General features: G+C 33.8%; 23 protein-coding genes. 7 read left to right on the forward strand and 16 right to left on the reverse strand.

What is annotated here, in order from left to right; genetic code table 11:
- Positions 1-347 precede the first annotated feature (347 nt).
- From ACTYBU_RS21675 to ACTYBU_RS21695, 5 genes are all read right to left on the reverse strand, one after another.
- A complete protein-coding gene (locus ACTYBU_RS21675; RefSeq protein WP_445493027.1) occupies positions 348-2,504 on the reverse strand; it encodes a type IA DNA topoisomerase in 2,157 nt (718 codons plus the stop codon).
- Positions 2,505-2,842: 338 nt separating this feature from the next.
- Complete coding sequence (locus ACTYBU_RS21680) at positions 2,843-3,826, reverse strand: aromatic acid exporter family protein (RefSeq protein ID WP_445493029.1); 984 nt, start codon at positions 3,824-3,826, stop codon at positions 2,843-2,845.
- 2 nt (positions 3,827-3,828) lie between these two features.
- The gene (locus ACTYBU_RS21685) at positions 3,829-4,128 is read right to left on the reverse strand and encodes a hypothetical protein (protein WP_445493031.1); all 300 of its coding nucleotides are present in this window, start codon (positions 4,126-4,128) and stop codon (positions 3,829-3,831) included.
- A gap of 267 nt (positions 4,129-4,395) precedes the next feature.
- Positions 4,396-4,683, reverse strand: a complete 288-nt coding sequence (locus ACTYBU_RS21690; RefSeq protein ID WP_445493033.1) for a hypothetical protein — start codon at positions 4,681-4,683, stop codon at positions 4,396-4,398.
- A 92-nt stretch (positions 4,684-4,775) separates the two neighbouring features.
- On the reverse strand, positions 4,776-4,958 hold the full coding sequence (locus ACTYBU_RS21695; RefSeq protein WP_445493035.1) for a hypothetical protein: 183 nt from the start codon (positions 4,956-4,958) through the stop codon (positions 4,776-4,778).
- Positions 4,959-5,320: 362 nt separating this feature from the next.
- Between ACTYBU_RS21695 and cspD the strand changes: the two genes are divergently transcribed.
- A complete protein-coding gene (cspD, locus tag ACTYBU_RS21700; RefSeq protein ID WP_009791749.1) occupies positions 5,321-5,521 on the forward strand; it encodes a cold-shock protein CspD in 201 nt (66 codons plus the stop codon).
- Positions 5,522-5,576: 55 nt separating this feature from the next.
- Here cspD and ACTYBU_RS21705 read toward each other — a convergent pair whose 3' ends face one another.
- Positions 5,577-5,774, reverse strand: a complete 198-nt coding sequence (locus ACTYBU_RS21705) for a zinc-finger domain-containing protein (protein WP_445493037.1) — start codon at positions 5,772-5,774, stop codon at positions 5,577-5,579.
- 90 nt (positions 5,775-5,864) lie between these two features.
- On the reverse strand, positions 5,865-6,521 hold the full coding sequence (locus ACTYBU_RS21710) for a reverse transcriptase-like protein (protein WP_445493038.1): 657 nt from the start codon (positions 6,519-6,521) through the stop codon (positions 5,865-5,867).
- 282 nt (positions 6,522-6,803) lie between these two features.
- Between ACTYBU_RS21710 and ACTYBU_RS21715 the strand changes: the two genes are divergently transcribed.
- Complete coding sequence (locus tag ACTYBU_RS21715) at positions 6,804-7,208, forward strand: reverse transcriptase-like protein (protein WP_445493040.1); 405 nt, start codon at positions 6,804-6,806, stop codon at positions 7,206-7,208.
- A gap of 4 nt (positions 7,209-7,212) precedes the next feature.
- A complete protein-coding gene (locus ACTYBU_RS21720) occupies positions 7,213-7,758 on the forward strand; it encodes a DMT family transporter (RefSeq protein WP_445493042.1) in 546 nt (181 codons plus the stop codon).
- 248 nt (positions 7,759-8,006) lie between these two features.
- Here ACTYBU_RS21720 and ACTYBU_RS21725 read toward each other — a convergent pair whose 3' ends face one another.
- Both ACTYBU_RS21725 and ACTYBU_RS21730 read right to left on the reverse strand, forming a co-directional pair.
- Complete coding sequence (locus ACTYBU_RS21725) at positions 8,007-8,276, reverse strand: DUF6123 family protein (RefSeq protein ID WP_445493044.1); 270 nt, start codon at positions 8,274-8,276, stop codon at positions 8,007-8,009.
- 28 nt (positions 8,277-8,304) lie between these two features.
- Complete coding sequence (locus tag ACTYBU_RS21730) at positions 8,305-8,799, reverse strand: divergent PAP2 family protein (RefSeq protein WP_445493046.1); 495 nt, start codon at positions 8,797-8,799, stop codon at positions 8,305-8,307.
- Between the two features lie 113 nt (positions 8,800-8,912).
- Here ACTYBU_RS21730 and sspL point away from each other — a divergent pair, with 113 nt between their 5' ends.
- Positions 8,913-9,050 carry a small, acid-soluble spore protein L gene (gene sspL, locus ACTYBU_RS21735; RefSeq protein WP_445493047.1) on the forward strand — a complete coding sequence of 46 codons (138 nt, stop codon included), beginning with the start codon at positions 8,913-8,915 and terminating at the stop codon, positions 9,048-9,050.
- A 419-nt stretch (positions 9,051-9,469) separates the two neighbouring features.
- Here the strand turns inward: sspL and ACTYBU_RS21740 are convergent, their stop codons facing one another.
- The 3 genes from ACTYBU_RS21740 to ACTYBU_RS21750 all read right to left on the reverse strand — a co-directional run bounded on the left by ACTYBU_RS21740 (position 9,470) and on the right by ACTYBU_RS21750 (position 14,868).
- On the reverse strand, positions 9,470-10,378 hold the full coding sequence (locus tag ACTYBU_RS21740; RefSeq protein ID WP_445493049.1) for a 5'-3' exonuclease: 909 nt from the start codon (positions 10,376-10,378) through the stop codon (positions 9,470-9,472).
- 94 nt (positions 10,379-10,472) lie between these two features.
- Positions 10,473-11,318 (reverse strand): sulfurtransferase, encoded by an 846-nt coding sequence (locus tag ACTYBU_RS21745; protein ID WP_445493051.1) that lies wholly within the window; start codon positions 11,316-11,318, stop codon positions 10,473-10,475.
- A gap of 34 nt (positions 11,319-11,352) precedes the next feature.
- Positions 11,353-14,868: a dynamin family protein gene (locus ACTYBU_RS21750; protein WP_445493053.1), complete on the reverse strand. Its 3,516-nt coding sequence runs from the start codon at positions 14,866-14,868 to the stop codon at positions 11,353-11,355.
- An 827-nt stretch (positions 14,869-15,695) separates the two neighbouring features.
- Here ACTYBU_RS21750 and ACTYBU_RS21755 point away from each other — a divergent pair.
- The 3 genes from ACTYBU_RS21755 to ACTYBU_RS21765 all read left to right on the forward strand — a co-directional run bounded on the left by ACTYBU_RS21755 (position 15,696) and on the right by ACTYBU_RS21765 (position 18,943).
- A complete protein-coding gene (locus ACTYBU_RS21755; protein WP_445493055.1) occupies positions 15,696-16,148 on the forward strand; it encodes a chemotaxis protein CheX in 453 nt (150 codons plus the stop codon).
- 667 nt (positions 16,149-16,815) lie between these two features.
- Positions 16,816-17,304: a cytochrome c oxidase subunit II gene (locus ACTYBU_RS21760; RefSeq protein ID WP_445493057.1), complete on the forward strand. Its 489-nt coding sequence runs from the start codon at positions 16,816-16,818 to the stop codon at positions 17,302-17,304.
- Positions 17,294-18,943, forward strand: coding sequence for a b(o/a)3-type cytochrome-c oxidase subunit 1 (locus ACTYBU_RS21765; protein WP_445493058.1), 1,650 nt, complete (start codon positions 17,294-17,296; stop codon positions 18,941-18,943). Before ACTYBU_RS21760 ends, ACTYBU_RS21765 begins: the two co-directional genes overlap by 11 nt.
- A 183-nt stretch (positions 18,944-19,126) precedes the next feature.
- Here the strand turns inward: ACTYBU_RS21765 and ACTYBU_RS21770 are convergent, their stop codons facing one another.
- The 4 genes from ACTYBU_RS21770 to ACTYBU_RS21785 all read right to left on the reverse strand — a co-directional run bounded on the left by ACTYBU_RS21770 (position 19,127) and on the right by ACTYBU_RS21785 (position 22,387).
- On the reverse strand, positions 19,127-19,285 hold the full coding sequence (locus ACTYBU_RS21770; protein WP_445493060.1) for a hypothetical protein: 159 nt from the start codon (positions 19,283-19,285) through the stop codon (positions 19,127-19,129).
- Between the two features lie 34 nt (positions 19,286-19,319).
- Complete coding sequence (locus ACTYBU_RS21775) at positions 19,320-20,840, reverse strand: carboxypeptidase M32 (RefSeq protein WP_445493062.1); 1,521 nt, start codon at positions 20,838-20,840, stop codon at positions 19,320-19,322.
- Between the two features lie 444 nt (positions 20,841-21,284).
- A complete protein-coding gene (locus tag ACTYBU_RS21780; RefSeq protein WP_445493064.1) occupies positions 21,285-21,551 on the reverse strand; it encodes a hypothetical protein in 267 nt (88 codons plus the stop codon).
- Between the two features lie 245 nt (positions 21,552-21,796).
- Positions 21,797-22,387 carry a TetR/AcrR family transcriptional regulator gene (locus ACTYBU_RS21785; protein ID WP_445493066.1) on the reverse strand — a complete coding sequence of 197 codons (591 nt, stop codon included), beginning with the start codon at positions 22,385-22,387 and terminating at the stop codon, positions 21,797-21,799.
- Positions 22,388-22,515: the final 128 nt, after the last annotated feature.

The raw sequence follows: 22,515 nt of genomic DNA on the forward strand, positions 1-22,515 counted from the left end.
CGAATTATGTTATTTTTCCCCATTATTAGAAATAAAGAGGCGAAAGGGATATGTAATACACAGGCTGTCGACAAACGCACGAAGTCTTCGTTGATCGACTTGCATCCTTCATGTCTCGATCAGCCTGTAGTTTTTGCAAATACTACCTTGTCTGCACGCTGAATACATTCTATTTATATTTCTTATAACCAAAATTTTATTTTAGAACTAACTGATTAGAAAAGATTCTATCCTTTATGCATTTTACTATATAAAAATTACTGAAACAAGCAGTTGCAGGCTAGTTTATGAAAACGACAAAAATTATTGCTGCATTTATGCGATTTTTCACTTTTTCTGTATATCCATTATTTAAGAAAATCCATTTCCCAGCTGAAATAGTCATTATCCTTATTTTTTTTATACTTTAATACAGCATCGAATTTATTGCCTTTTTTGCTCGTTAACCCTTTTACTGTTGCTTCGCCATTTTTCAGCAGAGCTTTTACCATTGTTTTTGTCGGCTTTTTTTTCATCGTTGCTAAAAATTTATCATTTTTCCATATAACAAACTTACAGCCGTTTTTCCAATTGCTGCAGCCAAATCCTTTCATTCCTTCGATTATCGGATGCCCGCAAATAGGACATTTCCCAAGTATTTCTGTTTTGTTTTTGCTATAAGATACTTCCTGAATAATCACATCTTCATCTTTTTTAATCGTATGAACAGAGTCTGTGGTAAATTGATAAATAATCTGCAAAAAATCTTGTTTGTTAAATTTTCCTTTTTCTATATCATATAATGCTTTTTCTAAACGGCCAGTAAACTGCAAATTAAATAAATCTTTAATAGGGAATATCTCCACTAATTTCCTGCCTAAATCGGTACATACTAAATTTTTATTTTGGGCAGTAATATAGCCGATATCCTTTAATTTTTTGATTGTTTCTGCACGTGTTGCGGGAGTTCCGATGCTAAATCCGCTTAAAATTGCTTCAACATCTTCTTCTTTTTCTCCTTCATCGCCCATGTTTTTTCCGCAAGTTTCCATTACCCTTAACAAGGTTTTTTCGGTGTGTTCTTTTGGAGGCTGTGTCGTATGAGAAGTTGTTTCCATTTTTTTCACTTCTACTTCATCATGTAAACGAACAAAAGGCAAAATCATATCTTTTGATTGTATATTTTCAACCTTTTTCCAGCCTTCTATAAGCTGAACCTTTCCTTTTGTAATAAAAACACCTTTCCTTGCATTTTCTATCATTTTCGTTGTAATTTTTGTTTCTTCATATTCTGAAATCGGCATAAACTGCATAATAAGTCTATTTTTTATCGCTTCATAAACTTGTTTTTCATCGTTGCTCAGTTTTTTTGGGAGTATATATGTGGGAATTATGGCACTATGGCTTTCTACCTTTTTATTGTCAAATACTCTTTTAGATGGAAAAAAGTTTACTTCTTCCTTATACGGCAAATCAGCAGCAAGTAAAGAAACAACTTTAGCTGTTTTTGCAATTAAGCTTTCTTCCAACGCTTGACTGGCTGTCCTTGGGTAGGTGATATATTTTTTTTCATATAAACTTTGGGCAGCCTTTAACACTTTATCAGCAGTCCAGCCTTTATATTTACTCGTTATATACCCTTGTAAATTGGAAAGGTTAAATAAATAGGGTGGATACTCTTTTTTCTTTTGAACTTGTTTGTCAGCAATTATCCCCTTGCAATGTATAAGCTCAGCTTGGATTTCTTGCAAATATTCCTGTTTTTCAAATTTGTCCTTTTTTCCTTCTATATATGCACCCGTATACGTTTTATTGTCTTCCGTTAAAAATGTTCCTTGCAGTTTATAATAATTTTCCGGAACAAAGTTTGCTATTTCTTGATCCCGATCATAAATAATTTTTAAAGTCGGCAAAAGAACTCGCCCTATATTTAACGCTTTGCCTTTTCCTTTTTGATACTTTAACGTTGCAGCCGATGTTAAATTGATGCCGATAAGCCAATCCGCCCACTGCCGGCTTACTCCTGCATCCTGCAATGGCTTTAGGTCCATATTTGCTTTCAGCACTTTTAATCCATTAATTACCTCATTCGGCGTCCATTCATTCAATAGCAGACGATAAACCTCTTTATTTGTTTTCAAGTTATAGATAATGCTGTCCCCTATTATTTGCCCTTCGCGATCAAAATCACATGCGGAGATAATACTCTCTACATCATTTCTTTTCATCAGCTTTTGTATAATCTTTAATTGTTTCTGTGCTCCTTTATCTGGTTTTTCCCGATTTTTCGGATCGCTTTTTACTTTATATCGAAAAACTGGAGGGATAAAAGGAAAGTTTTCCATTTTCCATGTTGACATTTTTTCATCATAATCTTTGGCATCATTCAACTGCAGCAAATGTCCGTATGCCCATGTTACAATATAGCCGTTTCCTTCATAATAGCCATCGTGGCGACTTTTTATATGTAACGCATCCGCAATGTTTTTAGAAACGGATGGCTTTTCTGCTAATATTAATTTCATGAAATCGATCACCTTTACAGATTATTAATGTGCGGATAGCAGACAATCCATTGAGAAATGATTGCTTTATCTTCTACCATAAAGTAAAAATGCATTGGATAATCCACTACACAGCTGTTTTTATTCGCATATATTCTTTAAGAAGTCGACAAACAGAGAAAAAATGTAGAAATGAAGAAATGAAGAGATAAATAAAGATAAACTTATTATCATAAAAAACGACCAAGCAACTCCATAAATAATGTTTATCAAACAATAAGTGAACGAAAAACAAAGCAAGCTCCTAATAACCTTAATAAAGGAAATTGGAGCTTCTCGTTAAGTTTCACTCTTTTTAATTAGTAATAGGCCACTTTTAATGATTTTTTTATTTCTAAATATTGCTCTATTTCTTTAATAACATAATATATTTGTGCTTGTTCTTCAAAAACTTCCCAATTATTTGGCAGTGATTCCTTTTTTATTAATTCTTCGATATTTTGCAGTTTGCTTAAAAAAAGCTGTGCCGTATTTCCTGGATGAATGCAAAGGCTTAGCTCTTCCAAAAAATTTGCGACTACCTGCCTTTGTTCCGATAAGGTTTGAACAGATGTTACTCTTTTAAAAAGTCTTTCTAATATATCCAGCTGTTTTTCACGTATAGTGAAATATTTATAATAATAATTTTCTTTACGCGTAAAATGGTTTTGAACATCTCTAAATGCTAAACTTTTTGCTATTTGCACTTCTTTAATCGTACTTTTTAACTTATTTTGATAATTAAAATCACATTCACTATTTCTCATAAACTCTACCATTTCCATTAGCAGCTCCTGGAAATGTTTTTCAATCTTTTTTTGATATATTTTCATTTGTTTATCTAAACTAGGCATATAGCTATTTACAAGTAATGCAGCGCCTATGCCTATTACAATTAATCCAAGTTCGTTTTGAATAATATGCCAATTCATATTATTTCGAGAATATATATGCAAAATGATTACTGTGCTTGTGACTACTCCTTCATTTACTTTTAACAAAACAGTTGTAGGAATAAATAAAAGCAGCAATAATCCAATAACAAATGGCTGATAAGCGATGCCTTCAAAGAATACAAAAGAAAAAGGTATTGACAGCATACATGCAACAAATCGTGCAAATGCACTATTAAGTGACTTTTTCTTTGAGTTTTGCACACATAATATAGTAATAATAGCAGATGATACGAAAAAATCTAATTTACACAATTGTGCAACGGAAATCCCAACACTCACTGCGACGGCAGTTTTTGCTGTTCGATATCCAATTTTATATTTTTTCAACCTTTTTATCGCTGAATCCATTATTAATCACAACCTGTTACTAACAAGTCATCCTGTAAAGAAGCAAGCTTCGTATTTATTGAAATTTTATCACCAGGTTTAACCAAAAGCGAAACAACAGACCCACTGAATGGTACTCCGATTTCTTTTATCTCTCCACCTTTAGATTCAATCGTTAATATTGTTTCCCACTCATAAAAATAAGCATTCTCTTGAACCAAAATCTTACGTACAGTTCCTTCAAAAGGACTTAATATTAATTGGTCTTCTTTAGAAATTTCATAATACGGACTTTGACTGCTTTTTACAATCGTTTCAATCATTTTTTTAAAACTTCCTTTTTTATTTAATTTTGGTTTCCTTTTTCTTTTCACAAAAAGTATCTAGCATTACCTTTTATTCATAAATATAGTTTTTCAATCATGTTAATAAAACCACATTTCAAAAGACATTTCAATGCTTTCTTACAATCTTTTTAATTTTTTCTCACATCCAATTTCAGGAAAATTCACAACTAGAAATTATAACGAAAACCGTCCATTTTATACATAATCCTACACTGTTTTTCCATATTTAACCTATTAATTTGTTTAAGAAAAATATTTTTTTATCTTATTCTCCGTCAGCTCAAACCAGCTGTCCCGTTCAATAATATTGGAAACAGTTAAGATGAAGGATGGAATCTTCTCAACATTAAAAACAATCAATCCAATCGATTTATTCATTATCACGAATGATTTGCCGTGTGAAAAAGTGGGCAGTTCTTTTCCCATTTGCAAAATAGTTTTTACTATGGCCTGTTTTCTTTCATCTTCCAGTACAATATTTGGTGAAAATCTTAAGATCCAATTTTCATTTTCTATAGAAAATCGATACATTTATCCACCTTCTTATTCGCATTTAAAAATTCTATTCCTTCATAACAGTCTGCACACGCTCGCTTTTCTAATTGTTCTCCATATTCAAATGCTCAGTACCATGTAAAAGAGGAGAAATAACTAACTGCGACAATAAACTTCTTTCTGACAAATCTATTGCTTACAGATCCTCCTTTTGGCTTCACCTCTCGAAATACAAACGTTTCCACTGAGCCTGATGTATGTACATTTAACACTTTATCTATATTATGTCTATTATTCTTTGTATATAGCATTTCGTTTTTTACATCATTATTTTTTGCATTTACTACTACATAATTATGAGGACACTATATCTTTCATGATTGCAAAATACTAAATAGAGTACAAATAAAAATCTTTTCTTATTTATGGAAACAGCAAATAAAATGTATACGCTTACCACAAAAATATTTACACGGATATAATTGTAAAAAACAGGTGAAACTTTTCGGAAATACTGCCCAGAAACCTTGACTGTAAAGGGTCAATCGTGTATATTATAGACATCATTTAACAAAATTCTGAAAAATTATTTTCTATGATTATTTTGTTCTATGAGAATATTTATTTTATAGGCACATGAGCGTGTCTTGAAAGGCTTAGGAGGAAATTTAATATGCAAAACGGTAAAGTAAAATGGTTTAATAACGAAAAAGGGTTTGGATTTATCGAAGTTGAAGGCGGAGACGATGTATTTGTACATTTCACTGCTATTCAAGGAGATGGATTCAAATCATTAGAAGAAGGACAAGAAGTTTCTTTTGAAATCGTTGAAGGAAACCGTGGACCTCAAGCTGCTAACGTTGTAAAACTATAATCTGAAAATATTATTTTATAATAATATGTTCCTAGAGCTGACCTTAGCGTCAGCTCTATTTATTTTCTTCTTCATCCCCTAATATTTTATCCCCATATTTTTTTATTCTCTGTCCAACCGTACATTGTGATATACAAAAGCGGTGGGCATACCTTTTTCCTTTGTCCATTTTATGATGTTGATGCAAAAAACAGTCTTTGCAATAATCATTCATTAATTCTTCAACTTCATGAATCCATCTTTTTCTTTCCAATTTTTCATCTCCGCTCTTTTTTATTCTACTTTCATGAAAAGCAAATAAAAGGCAGTTGCCCACCTGTTATGGAATCCATTTTTTATACCGTCAAATAATTTGCATTTTACTGTATATTCTTTTTCCCTGCAACGCCTGTGTTGCTAATTTATCCGCTTCTTTATTATCATTTCTTCCAATGGAAGTGTAAATACTGTGTAAATTTAATGCTTTGATTTTCTCTTCTATACGATCCAGCCATTTATTTAATTCTTCTTCATAACATGGCCATTCTCCAGCAAGCTGCTGCAAGACTACTTGTGAGTCGCCTCTAAATTCACATGTAACACCATGTGCATTTAATTCTTCCAGTAAATTTAAAGAATGATAAAATGCAGCGTATTCTGCTTCATTATTTGTTTTCATCTCATGAAATAATTCATTGGCTCGAATCCTAAATTTCTTTTTTCCTTGATGAAAAAATAACACAACCCCAATGCCTGCAAGTTCTTCTTCTTTATTATAGCCGCCATCAAAATAAATTAAAAAATCATGTGGTTCTTCTTCTATGATTTCCGATAATTTTTTTAATTCTTTCAAATTCCATGCTGTTCCTTTTTCATCATAAAATAAAAGGTCTTTTCCCTTTTTGCTTTTTTCAATATCTTCACCTATTATAATCGCAATATTAGCTGTCATCCAATCAGAAGTAAAATACGTTTCATTTTCTTTATTTAATACATATTTCCATTCGAGTTTATACTTCATTTTTTATGCCCCTTTTATTTAATATCTATTTTCCAATATATGAAATTTTTTTTCGTACAAACCTTCCTTATTCACGTTATAATAAGTCAAGTATAAACAACAACTTCATTCCTATGGTGGAAAACAAGATGTATTTATATTATGAAGTGTATAGTCTGTTTATAACGTATGCTTCCTATAAGCTTTGTATAAGTGTTCATGCAATTCTATTCGAATTAGAACATTCATCCTGAAACTTATTATCTGCATATTCAATAGTTTTTAAATGGGAGGTTTAATATTATGATTGAAGTATACATTGATGGTGCAAGTGCAGGCAACCCCGGTCCCAGCGGTGCAGGCATCTTTATAAAAGGCCATGGCAGTGCGGAAAAATACTCTATCCCTCTTGGAAATATGAGCAATCACGAAGCGGAATACCATGCCCTTATTAAAGCATTAGAAATTTGCGTAGAAAAAAATTATCAAACTGTGAGCTTTCGTACAGATTCCCAACTAGTTAATCAAGCAGTAGAAAAACAATTTGTAAAAAATAAACAGTATGCTCCATTACTTGAACAAGCTTTATTATTAACAAAAAAACTAGATTTATTTTTTATGAAATGGATCCCGAGCAGCAATAATAAAACAGCAGATGAACTTGCCCGTATAGCAATTAGACAAAACACTGCAGATAGAGGCTGTTAAGTAAATGAACTTTACATTAAAACGCTCTGATTTGCTGTTATTATCCGTTGCTTTTATTTTGGGGTCTACATTTGTTATCGTACAGAATGCTGTATTCTTTTTAGAACCACATGCATTTAATGCGATCCGTTTTTTTATCACTGCCCTATTCTTATTTCTATGGCTTGTTGTTTTTCAATCTAGCGAAATAAAATCATTAAATTTTTCTTGTTTAAAAGCAGGATTTATTCTTGGTTTTTTACTGATTTTAGGATATGCAAGCCAGACGATCGGTTTACTTTACACAACTAGTTCAAAGGCAGGGTTTATTACAGGCTTAAGTGTTGTTCTAGTCCCGTTATTCCTTTTTATTTTTTTCAAAAATAAATTATCCATCAAAAGTATAATAGGTGTCTTGTTCGCTGCAGTAGGTTTGTATCTATTAACCGTTGTTGATACATTGTCTTTTCAAAAAGGGGATTTTTACGTGCTTATATGTGTAATCAGTTTTGCCTTGCAAATAATATTAACAGGTAATAAGGCTCTGTTAAATTTCATTGTTGATTTATAAATGGTCAGGAAATTTACTCACTTTCCGCGGACGAACTGGCAAAACTCCTCGCTCGTATCCGTCTTGCGGGGTCTTTCCAGCCCGTTTTTCCGCAGAAGTCTCGCAAATTTCCTTCCACAATCAACATTATCGTTTAACATAGCCTAAAATAAAGTCTGCATCATAAAAAAGCGCAGGGTGTCTTCTTTCAACTTGCCATTTTTCTCTCATCAACAAAAAACTCCCATTGTAGAACATAAGCAGATGTTCTACAATGGGAATAGCTTGTTGTGTTTTATATAGTGAATTGCTTGCTTTTTCGTCCTAATTTTATTATGGACAAACATTTCAAGTAAAGACACATAAAAACTTCCATCAAAACGTTTTTGAATTTTCAATGTGCATTCTATTGCTGCCATGCTTATTTCATCTGTTGCATTCGTTAAAGCTTTTCCAAAATAAATAAAACCTACAGAATCTTCCCCGAACAAAAAGCCTTTGCTTTGTAAAAACAGCAAATACTCTTCTAATGTTTTCAAATAACGCCAAATCCTCTCTTCTTCCTTCTTACCATAATGTTACTTTATTTTTCATCCATTTTCTATCCTTTTTTGAGCTTAAATGGCCAATATAACCAATCATTATCCCAAGAATGGCGCCGCCGACTACTTCCAATGGCTGATGCCCCAGCATTTCTTTTAATTTTTTTGGCTGTTTCTCTTCAAAAGGAACCTTCTCCTCATTGCTAATTTTATCGACTAATTCCCCTAGATCATTCACTTTCAAGGTTAATTCTCCTGTTTGTCTTCTTATTCCTTGTGCATCATACATGACTATTAATCCATAAACGAGTGATAAGGCAAAATCAATCGTTGGAATTCCCTTTTTAAATGCAATAAATGTCGTCAAGGACGATACGCCTGCTGAATGAGAACTTGGCATTCCACCAGTTTGAAAAAACAACCCAGGTTTCCATTTCCCTGTTTTCATAAAATAAAGAGGGATTTTCATTCCTTGAGCTGCTGCAATACTTGTCAACGCAACAATTACACCCTTATTCATTTTCTCACCTCAACGATATTTTCCATAAACAGCGGTTAATTTATGCGAAAATGCTAATACTATCTGTAAGTTTTTATTTCCAAATTTCTATTAAAAAAGAGAGGAAGAAAATCATGAGTTTAAAAAATCATACGAATAAAGGCATCGCTGCAGGAGGAGTAAATCCACAAGGATTTGGCCAAGATGATGACAAAACAGCCAATCCAAAAAGCAAATTAGAAAACGCAGCAAAGAAAAAAAATACAAAATAGAAAAGCGCAAGCGTCTTGTTTATCGCCGTACAAACTGGCCGATTAGAAAAGTTTTGGCTAACGCCAGCAGATATTAATCTCCTACCTACTCATTAGGCTTTTCCCTTTACATTCCTTGAGGTGGAAGTCTTCTGTCGGGAAATGATAAAAAGAGCCTTCCTTTCCTGCAAAGCCAAGCAGAAGAGAAGTTTTTTGTTTCTGCAGGCTTTGACTTCCCAGAAAGAATTGCCCTTTTATCCCACTCTTAACGTGCAGTAAGCTCTCCCACCTCAAGATGCTGAGGAATCGAAGAAGCTAGGTGGGGGAAACTGCCCGTAAAGGTCCGAGGAGGTACACAGACTAAGGTCGCCACTTCCTGTGGACCGCAAGCTTTCCATCAGTGGGGGATAAAGAAAACCCCACTGATGGTTAGGTTCACTTTAAAATAAAGTACTTTCTTCTTTTTTTTGAACATAATGATGAAAATGTTTGAATTCTAGCTCAATAAATTTATTAATGGCCAACTCTGGATTAATATTCCATAAACTGTCTTCCAATAAACATTCCACTGGAACATCGCATTTTATTTCCGCTAAAACTCTGCTTAAATGGAGCATTTCTAATTCTGTTTCAATTTTTAAGCGCTGGCTTTTGGTTAGTTTAGAAATATTGGCTAGGATGCCATTGATATCCAAATGTTCTTGTAAGAGTTTTAATGCTGTTTTTTCTCCAATGCCTTTGACCCCTGGATAATTATCGCTAGGATCTCCCATTAATGCTTTTAAATCAATCATTTGACCTGGGTTTATTCCTTTTTCTTCAAAGAAAGATTCAGGTGTATGAACGAGATAATTGCCATAGCCCTTTTTTAATAAGGCAACAGATATATGATCATCCAACAGCTGTAAAATATCCTGATCTCCTGTCAAAATGGTTACTTTTGCTTTTCCTTTCATCTTTTTTGCAATGGTTCCTATACAATCGTCTGCTTCAAACCCAACTATGCCAATATTGGGAATTTGAAAACTTTCAACCACTTCTTTTACTAAATCAAATTGAGGAAGCAGTTCTACAGGCGCTTCTGATCGATTCGCTTTATAATGAGGATACAATTCTGTTCTAAAGGTAGTGCTTCCCATATCCCAGCAAACCGCTACATGCGTCGGCTTAAATTGTTCCATCGCAGTAAAAAAATGCTTCACAAAACCGTAGATTGCATTAGTAGGTGTTCCTTTGCTGTTTATCATAAATTGCCCGGTAACTGCTGTCGCAAAAAATGCTCGGAATAACAAGGCCATTCCATCAACCAGCATAAGGGAAGGGGTGTTTTTTTGATTCAATTTATTCATCTCTCCTTTTTTCTAAAGGTCTATTATAACAGATTGATGAACGTTTTAAATTGGCAGGCTTTTGTTTCCAAAATATCACTTTACCTGCTAATCTCTATTTCTTTGTTTCCACTTTATTATCTTCATAAGAAATCCAATCACTAAAACTTCCAGGATACAGCTTTACTTTTTCAAAACCCGCCATCTTTAAAGCCAAAAAATTAGGAGCTGCAGTTACCCCTGATCCGCAATAAACAATATAGGAACATTGTGAATCTAAATCGCTGAATCGCTTTTTCTGTTCTCCTTCTGATAGATAATAGCCATTATCCGTCCCCTCTGTCCATACTTTATTTATTGCACCTGGAATATGTCCGCACTTTTTATCTATCGGTTCGATTTCACCAATATAGCGTTTATATTCTCTTGAATCAATTAACACGGTTTGCGTTTCATCAGACTGAACAATCTCATAGATTTCTTTATAGTCAGCCATAATTGCTTTATCTACATGAACAGGGAAAATCGACCGATTAAAAACTGCTTTTTCTGCAGTTGTGGGATATTTTTTCTCTAGCCATCCTTTATAGCCTCCGTTTAGAACATATACCTGCTTATGCCCTAAATATGTTAACAGCCACCACATTCTGGCAGCATATGCACCTTCTCCGTTATCATATGCTACAACCTTTGTATTTCCATCTATTCCTGCTTCTTCAAATTTGGTTTTTAATTCTTGAATATCTGGCAATGGATGTCTACCTCCATGCTTTTTAACTGGAGAAGACATATCCTCTTCTAAATCAAAATAGATGCTTTGCGGAATATGATTTTTCTCAAAAAGCCTACTCCCTTCCTCAGGATCTGCTAAATTAAAACGACAGTCCAGCACTCTAACATCTTTTTTCTTATAGTTATTCAACAGCCATTCTGGGTCTACCACAAAGTTCAATATAATCACCCTTTCTTTCCTTCCCTAATATATTCGCTGTCTTTTACCCATTTCCTTGTAAAAAACCTGCTTGATCTACTTTTGCTAAAATTGTTTCTATTAAATGAATATTTTCTGAATCCACCAGCAAAGCTTGCTTGCCTTCGTAATATTCTTCAGCCTGCAAAATAAACTGGTCATTATCCTCTTTATAATGCATTTTCCAGTTTTCAATAAAATAGCTTTGCAGTCTTGTTGTTTCTTTTTGAATAAATTCCTTGCTGTAATGCTTTAAGGTTTTTATGAGTTCTTCCGTTAAAAATTTCCGATCATTCTGTTCAAAAAAACTTCTCGGATTTTTATAAAAGTGGAGCGCTGATTTAAAAACCGTTTGATCCAACGTACGAAATGGAGCGTGAAAGGATACCTTAATCCTCCTGCCTTCATCCCAGGATAAAATAATATCTCCATTATCAGAAGCTATTTTCTGTTTTATCTCCGTATATACAGTGTGCCTGAATTTGTTATAGAATATTTCCAAACGAAGACTTGCTGCCCGCAGCTCCTGCTCAAATTCGAAGCTTATTTGCTGTAAAAAAACCTGCAGTGCTATGAATCGTTCCTTTTTAATATTTTTCCCTGCCAGAATGCTAGGATGAAAGGCTTCCTTCACCAAATCATTAATTCGGAAAAATACACGCTGCTGCAGATAAAACAGCTGTTCTTCTATTTCTTTGTTCATCTTTTTTTGCAAATAGACGGATTCTTCCTTTTGGAAATTAGACAAAACAACTTGTTTTTCAGCCAGCAAACGCTTCATTTCTTTTTCTTTTTCTTGTTTGTTATTTTTAGAAGCATGCAGCCATTTTTTTAATAATGAGATTGCTTCTATTCCATCATTCTGTAAGGACACAAGCGTAATATTCATCCATTCTTTTTGAATAAAAGCAGCTAGTTTTCCCTTCAATTGATCCAGATACGTTCTATAATCATTGTTTTTGTAATATAAACTCGAAACAGGCGATATTCGCGGATAACGAATTCCATATTTCTGAAGCTGCTGCTCCAAATATTGCATTACTTCTATCAGTTCTGCATCGGACTCTGCTAAATCCATTGCGTTTACGATGAAAAACATTTTATCCGTTTCCATCGCTTCTTTCAATCTTCCTAATTGTGATAAGAATTCCTCATCTGCTTTTGAAAAAGAGTGATGATAATACGAAAGATAAAGGATGCAATCCGCTTCTTTTATATAATCGAAGCTTACTGCAGTATGTCTGCTGTTAATTGAATCTCCTCCAGGCGTATCAATCAGCGTAATACCTTTCCTCGTTAAATCACAATCAAAAAACACATCAATGCTCTTAATAAAACAAGCGTTTTTTTCAGCTGCCACATAATTAGCCAACATCCTTGTATTAGAAACTGTTGTTGTCCCAAGAAAAGAAGCATTTTCTTCATATCCACTCAGGAAAGCCTGTAAATAATGATGGTTGGAAGAAAAATCCTCCTTTTGCATCTGAATGATGTTTTGGATAATCGAAATGCTGGATGATAATGAATCTGCTTCTGCTTGATAGAGTTGTAAATGCTCCTTTAACTCCATCCTTATTTCCTCTTCCGTTTTCCAATATACTTTCACTGTACCATGCGGATTGTTTATATCAATTGGTACAATTCGATTTACTGTAGAAGTCGTCGGATTAGGAGAAACAGGAAGTAAAGGATAATTTATTAATGCATTTGCAAAAGAAGATTTTCCTGCACTAAAAGCTCCAAATAAACAAATTTTATACTCCTTTGTTCGAATGCTGTTTATCTTTTTAAGCATTTTTGATGCAATCTGCTTAAACCCTGAAAGTTCTTTGATTAAATCGCTTAAGTTATTTAAATCCACTAATATTTTCTCTATGTCGTTCTCTGAAATAAAGTGTTTCTCATCAGCTGATATTCCTACTATTTCCACTTGATCTGTCTCCATTGTCTTATCAATACATAGTGGTGGAATTACTCGTTCTTGTGCAGCTTTTTCTTCTATCAACGATAAAAAGTCTATTGAATGATCGTCTTTATCGATTGATATATCGGCGAGCTGCTTTTTCCATTCCTGCCAATCAGACATGATTTGCTGCTGCTTTTGCTTTGCCTCCACTAATAAAGTACTTTTTCGAAGTGCTTTTTTTGTTTCTGACAATTTTTGTTCTGTTTGGTGTTGATGCTCCTGTTTCATTATCTCCATCCACCTGAAAGCTTCTATTTTCACTTTTGATTTTATATAATTTTCGACTTCTCCACAAAAGTGAAGAACATAATTTTCAGACAAAATGGCATGCTTATTTACAAATTGATGCAAGTTGTTCCTATTTATTGGCATTGGATAGTTTTCAATCTTTTCCATCACCATCATATTAACGCCTTCATTTTTTGCTTTGTTTTTTTCAAAAAACTGAATAAGCGGTGAAATAATTTGCAGCTGCGTATACTTCATCAGTTGTTTACTAAAGTCATCCAACCGCTTTTCTTTTTCCTTTTCAACTTTCTGTTTAGTGGAAAAAAAACCGATTTTAAAATCTTTTTGTTCAGAAGCTACGTAGTCTTTTGCAAGCTCTCTGTTTTGATAAGGCATTAAATAGGCATTTTTTATTAAGGAAGCAATACTATTTTCCCAACTATCTGTTTGTTGAAAAAAAACATTCCAAATGGAGTCTACTTCGGATTGGAAAATTTGCTTTTCTTGTTCTAAAACCTTCCACTCTTTGTTTCCACCGTTTTTTAAGATTTCATTTACTTTTGCTAATTGCTCTTTTCTTTTTTCATTCATAAACTGGAGATGATCCTTTTGAATTTTAGAAAAAGATTGCTCAGTAGTCACTGGAAGAAGATGATCTTTCTTCTTTATGGTTGCTTCTATATAAGTCTGCAATTCTTGCAATTCATTAAAAGGCAGGTCTTTTTCTTTTACACTGATAAAAAATAGATGAGCTGGTTTAATTCCAAAAGAAGAAAAACTAGCTTTAACACTTTGTTTAAATGCAAGCAGCGACAGTTCTTCTTCCTTATGCTTATCCATTTGATTAATGATAAGGATAAAATCTTTTCCATTTTCCTTCAATTTTTTTAAGAAAGCAACATTGACTTCGGATTGAACATGATTATAATCAACCACATAAAAAATAATATCAGATAAATGAATGCTGGAATCAGCTGATAAAAAATGAGCTTGATCAGTGCTGTCTATTCCAGGTGTATCTATTACTATCACAGAATATGGGAGTTTTATGGTTGGAAGACTTATTTCCATTTCTTTTACATCTTTATTGTTTTTGCATAAGTTCTGCAATTCTTTTATATTATCAACATTCTCATACAATATCGTATTACCGAATGGAGTATGAATTCTTGCAAGCTTTTCGCCCTTTCGCAGGCGAATGATATTTGCAGTAGTTGGTATAGGGCTGGATGGCAATGTATCTGTTTTTAATAAATGATTAATTAAACTTGATTTACCTGCTGAATAGTGTCCACAGAAAGTAAGTGTAAATTCTTCGTAATATGTCTTCTTTAATAACGCTTTCATTTTTTCGGCATTGATAAAATCCTTTTTTCCCAAAAAAAAGTAATGAAACTTTGCTAAACGGTTCAGGGTTTTTACTGAAGAGGTTGACGGCAGCATAAGAAACTCCTTTTATTCAAGATACCTATATTTTACCTATTTTTCTTCGTCCATTAAAGTAAAATCTATTAAACGTGATAAAATTATAAAGAATCCACTTTATGTGCAATAAAAAAAATCCAATATGTATATCGGATTTTATCAAATAAATTTTATATTTATGTACATTATGATTATTTTTGATCTGCTGTTTTGCTAACATTATTTAAAACATGCTTCATAACAAATAAATAACCTACTACCGTTGCTCCGATTGAAATAGCTACCATTCGTTACACCTTCTTTCCTCTGTTAATGAGAATAATTTTCAAATTCAATTACAGTTTATCATTAACGATAATCATTTTCAATACGTTACGTAAATTTTTCGAAAATTTTTTCTATTCCACATTTAAAAAAAGGATTGTCCTGTAGTAAAGGACATCCCTAAATGTTTTGAAGGAGTTGCTGTGCAATATTAGTATAAAGTTTTCACATAAATAATTCACTATTAATAATTACCAATAAGCATAAAGGATCTAAAAAGAGGGATTTTAAATGCCGTTTTTTAAAGCCCCATTAACTTTCAGCAAAAATATAATTTTATTCCCATTAGGTATTTAAAACTATTCAAGCTTGCAAAACAAAGGAATAAGGTACTATATCATTTTTATTATTTTTTAATTTTGCTTATCCAACCGGTCTAAAAGTATGATAAGATGATGTTAATTGATTATTTGGGGGAATGTTTGGTGACATTAACAAAAAGTGCAACAGAAATATTAAATGGGACTATTGAATCTGTTAAAGGTGTTCTCCCTTTTGACATTTCCATTGATAAACCAGTTCTTATTCCTGCACCTTTTACACAGCAGTCTCTCGGTGTATTAATAGGACTAACAGGGGATTTTCGCGGCAGAATTATTATAGATGGAAATGAACAGGTTTTTGGCAAACTTGGAGAAGCTATGTTTGGGATGGCACTTGAAGGCGATATGTTAGAATCTTTTTCTGGTGAGCTTGGAAATATGATTGCCGGTAACCTTTCTACATTTGTATCCAAAAACGGGATAGAAATGGACATAACTCCACCAACCGTTCTTGTCGGAGAAACGAAGATGTATGGTTTTACTAAAGCACTCCGGTTACCTATATCCCTTCATACTGTTGGTGAATTAACCATTATATTAATGTTGGAAAGCTAAAAAAACATTGGTAGACAAAGTTTCCTTATGTCAGCCTCTCCATGATAAAGTGGAGTCCTAATATTGGAGAGACTGCATATTTCATACTAATCAAAATTCATAACTTTTTTTTTGAATCCTGGCTTTGCACTTCAATTTTTATTTTCTTTTCAACTTTTCCCTCACAAACAGGACAAATAGTTGGCTCCTTATAAATAATACGACAATGTTCACAATAAAATTTCTCCATTTTATTCACATCCACTTTTTAGTCAACTTATAATAGAATATTAGTTAAACGGAAAAACGTGCTATCATAATCTATAACACTTTTAATAATGACAAATATGTGAATAATCGCGATTATCCTAGAAACAAGGCTTATATTTTGCTACAAGTAAGGTAGTAAGATTCCATAGGATTAAGTTTTTTTGAAGATATATTTTATGTTCAACTATATTCTAGATATTGAGGTGCTTAAAGTTGTGTTTAAAAACAACAAAAAAACTGTTTACCCAGCTTCATCCCTTCTCGGCACATTTATTTTGCTTATTTTTTTAATCATCATCCTTATTGGGATGTGGGTCTGCATTTATTCTATTTTTTTACTTCGCTCATAAAGTGAACCTTCCATCAATGGGGGTTTTACTGCCCGTTAAGAGTGGGATAAATCTAGGAGGAACAGAATTTGAAGCTACATAAGTTAGAAAAAATCATTCTTTTTATTGGTAGTTTAACATTGGTTCTTTTTTTACTTGTACTTGCTTTTCAAAGCATGCACTCTAATCATATGCATACTTCTACGGCAACTACAGTGATTAACCCTAAAAAGGTGGACCGAACCAAACCATTTAATAAACCGGGATTATATAAGGTATCAGGCAGGGATTGGGAATATGAACTTGTTCTGGTTGCTTCCTCCTTCCAATTTACTCCTTCAACCATTAAAGTTCCCGAAGGTGCAAAAATAAAAATTATCGCCACTTCTAAGGATGTTATTCATGGGTTTGAAGTAGTGGGTACCACTATTAACTTAATGCTCGAACCTGGTCTTGTATCAGGATATGTAACAGTATTTAAGAAGGCAGGAGAATTTCTTGTTTTATGCAATGAATATTGCGGGAATGGACATCATTTTATGTCGGGTACGATTCAGGTGGTAGAATATGCAAAATAAAAAAATAATATGTTCGGAAGACGGTTTACTCATTAAATCACATTTATTTATTGCCTATTTAGCGTTGGGCCTTGGAGGATTTGCAGGTCTTTTACAAGTATTTATTAAAACGGGAAAATTGATTCTCCCATTTAATATAAGCTATTATCAAGTGTTAACTGTTCATGGTGTTCTTTTAGCACTTGTTTTTACTACCTTTTTTATTTTTGGATTTATGCTGGCCGCAGTATCAAGAACTGCAGGCTGCTTTTCTTCTTCCATGAGGAGGATCGCATGGCTTGGCTACATAATCATGGTTTTAGGCACTATAATGGCTGTATTCATGATTTTACTAAATAAAGCAACCGTTTTATATACGTTTTATGCACCGCTTCAGGCACATTGGATTTTTTATGCAGGCCTTGCATTTATTATATTCGGAAGCTGGTTGGAAGGAATCGCCATTATTTGCCGCTATGCTGCCTGGAAAAAAGCAAATAAAGGGCGCTTAAGCCCTCTTTTAACATTTATGGCTGTTGTCAATACTCTTATATGGATTATTGCTTCCCTTGGAGTTGCTGGTACCATTGTTTTTCAATTAATTCCATGGTCTTTAGGGTGGCATTCAACTGTTAATGTTGTCATAAGCAGAACATTATTTTGGTATTTTGGCCATCCGCTTGTTTATTTTTGGTTATTAACTGCCTATATGTCATGGTATGTTATCATCCCTAAGATTATAGGATGGAAACTATATTCTGATTCATTAGCACGATTTTCTTTTTTATTATTTTTAATTTTTTCCATTCCTGTCGGATTTCATCATCAGTTGATGGAACCGGGAATTGGACAGGGATGGAAGTTTTTCCAAGTTATTTTAACATTTGTTGTGATCATTCCTTCTTTTATGACTGCTTTTTCGATGTTTGCCACATTCGAAGCATTCGGTAGAAGTTATCAAAATACTGGCTTATTTTCTTGGTTAAAAAAATTACCTTGGAAGGATGCTAGATTTTTGGTCCCATTTATTGGTATGATTGCTTTTATTCCTGGAGGAGCAGGCGGCATTATAAATGCCTCCAGCCAGATGAATGCTGTTGTTCATAACACTTTATGGATTACTGGACATTTTCATTTAACCATTTCTACAACAGTAACATTAACGTTTTTTGGCATATCCTATTTTCTTATACCACACTTGACAGGGCGAACATTAACAAAAAAATTAAATAAAATTGCCATCATACAAGGAGCTACATGGGCTGGCGGAATGACAATGATGTCAGGCAGCATGCATATTGCGGGGCTATTAGGTGCACCAAGAAGAACTGCATATACCGATTATGGCGGTGCAAAACAGGCTTCTGATTGGATGTTCTATCAGATAGGACAAGCTATTGGCGGAAGTATTTTGTTTATTAGTTTATTAATTGCCTTATATTTAGTCATCTCTTTAGCTTTCTTTGCTCCAAAAGGAATAGAAGAATTTCCTGTCGCAAAACCAGATGTTGCGGAGCAGCATAAACCTCTTCTTCTACTGGAAAACTGGAAGCTTTGGATTTCTATTGCTATATTTGTCATAATCATTGCTTATGCCATTCCTTTGTATTCCATGATTCAACACGCACCGCCTGGCAGCAGCGGTTATAAACTATGGTAAATAAGGAGAGCAGTTTTAACGGTTAAATGGAAACTTATGGGCCAAGAACAGGAGATATTATGGAAAAGTCCTACATCATGCTAAGTTGAGTTCGTTTGCTTCCTGCAAACCACTATCTAAGATTTTCTTCAGTTTCTATCTCTTTTTGTCCTTGAAGATCCCTTGTCTTATACATACTTCCTGCTAAAGATCTCGGTTTTTCCTTTCATCATACTTTGGATAAAACGGATCGATTTCTGCTAGAATATCATAGTTGTTAATAAAAATGCACAAGCGTTTCATAGACGAAATCGCTTGTGCATTGCTTTTTACTACTTTTGCTTGCTGTGCTCCATCAGCCATATTCTTAATCGTACATCTGATTTACTATTCTCTGTTATGAAAGCTTATAAACATCACTGTATTTATTCGATAAATACTCCACTAAATAATTGGGATTTAATCCTTCACCAGTTACATCGTTTAAAATTTCAAGCGGCTTTTTTGCTTTGCCGTATTGGTGTATCTTTTCATTCAGCCACTCCTTAATTAGAGTTAATTCTCCCTTTTCCAATAACTCATCAAACTCAGGAATATCTTTTAATAACGTATTTTTAAGTTGAGCAGCATACATATATCCTAAAGCATAGGAAGGGAAATAACCAAAGCTTCCACCTGCCCAATGAACATCCTGCAATACGCCCTCTCCATCATTGGAAGGAGTTACTCCTAAATATGACTGATATTTTTCATTCCATAATGAAGGTAAATCTTTTACTTCTATTTCATCGTTAAAAAGTGCTTTTTCTAATTCATAGCGAATAATGATATGTAAAGGATAGGTCAATTCATCGGCTTCAATTCTGATTAAAGAAGGCTTGGATTCATTTATTGCTCGATAAAAATCCTCAGTTGAAATTTGTTCAAACTGACCACTACTATATGACTTTAAAAGTTCCATATTTTGTTTCCAAAAGGAAAAATTCCTGCCTACAAAGTTTTCATAAAACAAAGATTGTGACTCGTGAATACCCATGGATGTTCCAGTGCATAACGGCGTTCCAACTAGTTCTTTCGAAATATTTTGTTCATATAAAGCGTGACCTACCTCATGGATTGTTCCAAACACAGCTACTCGAAAGTCTGATTCCACATATTTTGTGGTGATTCGGACATCTCCTGGATTTATTCCTGTAGCAAAAGGATGTACTGTTTCATCTAATCTTCCAGCATCAAAGTCATAACCAATTTGTTTCAAAATTTCTAAACTGAAACCACGCTGTTTCTCTTTTGCAAACTTTTCAAATAAAAAGGAAGTATCTGGTTTATGATGGGATTGAGAAATTTTTTGTACTAACGGGACAATTTTATTTCGCAGCTCTGAAAATACCTTATCTAATATTTCCACCGTCATGCCTGGTTCATACGTATCCAGCAGCGTATTATATTTATTCCCCTCGTATCCCCAATATCCAATGAATTTTTTGGTCATAGCAACTAATTTTTCTAAATATGGCTGGAATAATGAAAAATCTGACTTTTCTTTCGCTTCTTCCCATACGCTTTCTGCTTTTGACTGAAGCATCACATATTCTTTAAATTCTTCAGGAGGAATTTTTTTATTGCGTTCATATTCTTTTTTTATTTCTTGAATCGTTTTTATTGTTATTTCTGACAATTCATGCTGTATTTTCTCAACCGTTAATTGGGATATGTATGCTGCTATTTCTGGTGATGTTGACATATTAAACAGTTCAGATGATAATACGCCTATCACTTCTGTTCGTTGATCTAATCCTTTTTTAGGCGCCCCTGTTCTTAAATCCCAGTAGATTAATGCTAAAGCCTCATTATAAGACCCCATTTTTTTTACATAATCTAAAAAATCCTTTTCCACATTTTTAATTGAATTAGTCAAAAAATTATGCCTCCTTATACATTATAAAACTATTTTACCATATTTTTCTTTTTAATTAAAATTATAGAGTCTAACGTAGCGCTAGTCCCAAGATGGTCAGAATGAGCTAATACGATTTCGTAGTATACTCATCGAAGTGCAAATCAAGTTTTATAATACTAAAAGACACAATTCCTTGTACAAGAATTGCGCCCTTTAACGGAATAACTGAGTAGCTTCTAATGGGGGACGGCAACGATTCGTTCTTTTTCATGCCATAAGACATTATTTACCTATGCGAATTTTTAGTTTGATTCAATTCCTAACTCATTCATAATGTGATCAACTGTTTCATGCGGCTATTCTACACTATTATCAATCCATAATCCGATATGCGGAGTAGTTTTTAAAAACTCTTTTCGTAAACTATCAACGTCAAAGCCGATATATCCGGCCTTGTCTCTATTAAGCTCTCTTTCTCGGATAACACTCTCTTTCTCGGATAACATCAGCATTAGGAGTTAAAACAATAGGTTCCACTTTCTCAGGAGCCATTAATTCAAGAAAATACGGAAGTTTTTCACCATAGTAATTATCTTGCACAATAACAGTAAAACCGGCTTTACTGTTACCTTTTGCAACCTCTGCTGTTAGTTGATAGCGCAAATCTAGCTGATTTTCGGCTTCTACACTAGGATTTTCGTTCATTTCTTTTTGGCCAGAAACGATCATTTTACGAAAGATATCCCCACGTAAGTGTACTGACTTGTTGAATTTTTTTGCAATTCAGCAACAGTAGATTTACCACTTGCCATCGGTCCAGTAATTAAATAGATCACTGAAACCCCTCCATTAGTTCTGTACTCGAATCACCCAGTCTAAATTCCCCCTATACGAAAAGTCGGGTTCCTAAATAAACGCGCCCGATTATGGAAGAACGAAGGTATGAAATTGTATATCAAAATCTTCTTCGGAAATTACTTTGTTAAAATACGTATTAACACATCTACATCTGGTAACCCATACTCTTCATCAACCTCATCTTGAATAAGAAGACTGTTGATGATGGTAAAATACCATGACAACATCCTTCTGGGTTCACCTGGAGAAAATTCACCTGATTCCTGCCCTTTAACGAAGATAGGAACTATCGGATCGATCAAAACATTTGTTGAAACTTGTTCAAAGATCTGTTTGACCTTTTCTGGAACATCATCAGCCTTGCGAGTACGTTCCATTAACATAAAGGCATACATATTGTTCTTATCAAGCATGTTTTTCGTTAAGTTTCTAATTTGTTCAAAGGGAGTTCCCGGTAAGTATCGAACATACTCGAGTTCCCTCCTTGCTTCTTCCATCAATTCTTGGATGAGCGTTGTAAAAAGTTCCTCTTTAGAATTGAAATAACGGTAAATTAGTCCTTCGCTAATGCCAGCTTCCTTCGCAATCATGCTCGTTTTCGTTCCTGTATACCCTCTGCGGGCAAACATTTTAAGCGCCGCTTGCTTTATCTGCTCCTTGCGTCCGTCACGTATTTGATCTAGCTGCTGTCTGTTTAATGGAGACAATCGTTCCAACCTCCGGATCTTAAAAAAATGTTATATTCATTATACCATTAATCTAGAGAACTTGCTTTTACAATTAGTAGATAGACGTGGGGGGCCAGTGGCAATGTCATCAAGCTAAACTTCAAAAC

This window comes from Niallia sp. 03133 (assembly GCF_052663225.1).

What these genes read in the sequence shown, in the direction of transcription:
- ACTYBU_RS21710 (WP_445493038.1), bottom strand. Translation starts at nt 6,521, where the DNA reads ATGAAGTATAAACTCGAATGGAAATATGTATTAAATAAAGAAAATGAA.
- ACTYBU_RS21680 (WP_445493029.1), bottom strand. Translation starts at nt 3,826, where the DNA reads ATGGATTCAGCGATAAAAAGGTTGAAAAAATATAAAATTGGATATCGA.
- cspD (WP_009791749.1), top strand. Translation starts at nt 5,321, where the DNA reads ATGCAAAACGGTAAAGTAAAATGGTTTAATAACGAAAAAGGGTTTGGA.
- ACTYBU_RS21675 (WP_445493027.1), bottom strand. Translation starts at nt 2,504, where the DNA reads ATGAAATTAATATTAGCAGAAAAGCCATCCGTTTCTAAAAACATTGCG.
- ACTYBU_RS21695 (WP_445493035.1), bottom strand. Translation starts at nt 4,958, where the DNA reads ATGCTATATACAAAGAATAATAGACATAATATAGATAAAGTGTTAAAT.
- ACTYBU_RS21730 (WP_445493046.1), bottom strand. Translation starts at nt 8,799, where the DNA reads ATGAATAAGGGTGTAATTGTTGCGTTGACAAGTATTGCAGCAGCTCAA.
- ACTYBU_RS21720 (WP_445493042.1), top strand. Translation starts at nt 7,213, where the DNA reads ATGAACTTTACATTAAAACGCTCTGATTTGCTGTTATTATCCGTTGCT.
- ACTYBU_RS21780 (WP_445493064.1), bottom strand. Translation starts at nt 21,551, where the DNA reads ATGATCGTTTCTGGCCAAAAAGAAATGAACGAAAATCCTAGTGTAGAA.
- ACTYBU_RS21740 (WP_445493049.1), bottom strand. Translation starts at nt 10,378, where the DNA reads ATGAATAAATTGAATCAAAAAAACACCCCTTCCCTTATGCTGGTTGAT.
- ACTYBU_RS21690 (WP_445493033.1), bottom strand. Translation starts at nt 4,683, where the DNA reads ATGTATCGATTTTCTATAGAAAATGAAAATTGGATCTTAAGATTTTCA.
- ACTYBU_RS21765 (WP_445493058.1), top strand. Translation starts at nt 17,294, where the DNA reads ATGCAAAATAAAAAAATAATATGTTCGGAAGACGGTTTACTCATTAAA.
- ACTYBU_RS21770 (WP_445493060.1), bottom strand. Translation starts at nt 19,285, where the DNA reads ATGGCTGATGGAGCACAGCAAGCAAAAGTAGTAAAAAGCAATGCACAA.
- ACTYBU_RS21685 (WP_445493031.1), bottom strand. Translation starts at nt 4,128, where the DNA reads ATGATTGAAACGATTGTAAAAAGCAGTCAAAGTCCGTATTATGAAATT.
- ACTYBU_RS21715 (WP_445493040.1), top strand. Translation starts at nt 6,804, where the DNA reads ATGATTGAAGTATACATTGATGGTGCAAGTGCAGGCAACCCCGGTCCC.
- sspL (WP_445493047.1), top strand. Translation starts at nt 8,913, where the DNA reads ATGAGTTTAAAAAATCATACGAATAAAGGCATCGCTGCAGGAGGAGTA.
- ACTYBU_RS21750 (WP_445493053.1), bottom strand. Translation starts at nt 14,868, where the DNA reads ATGAAAGCGTTATTAAAGAAGACATATTACGAAGAATTTACACTTACT.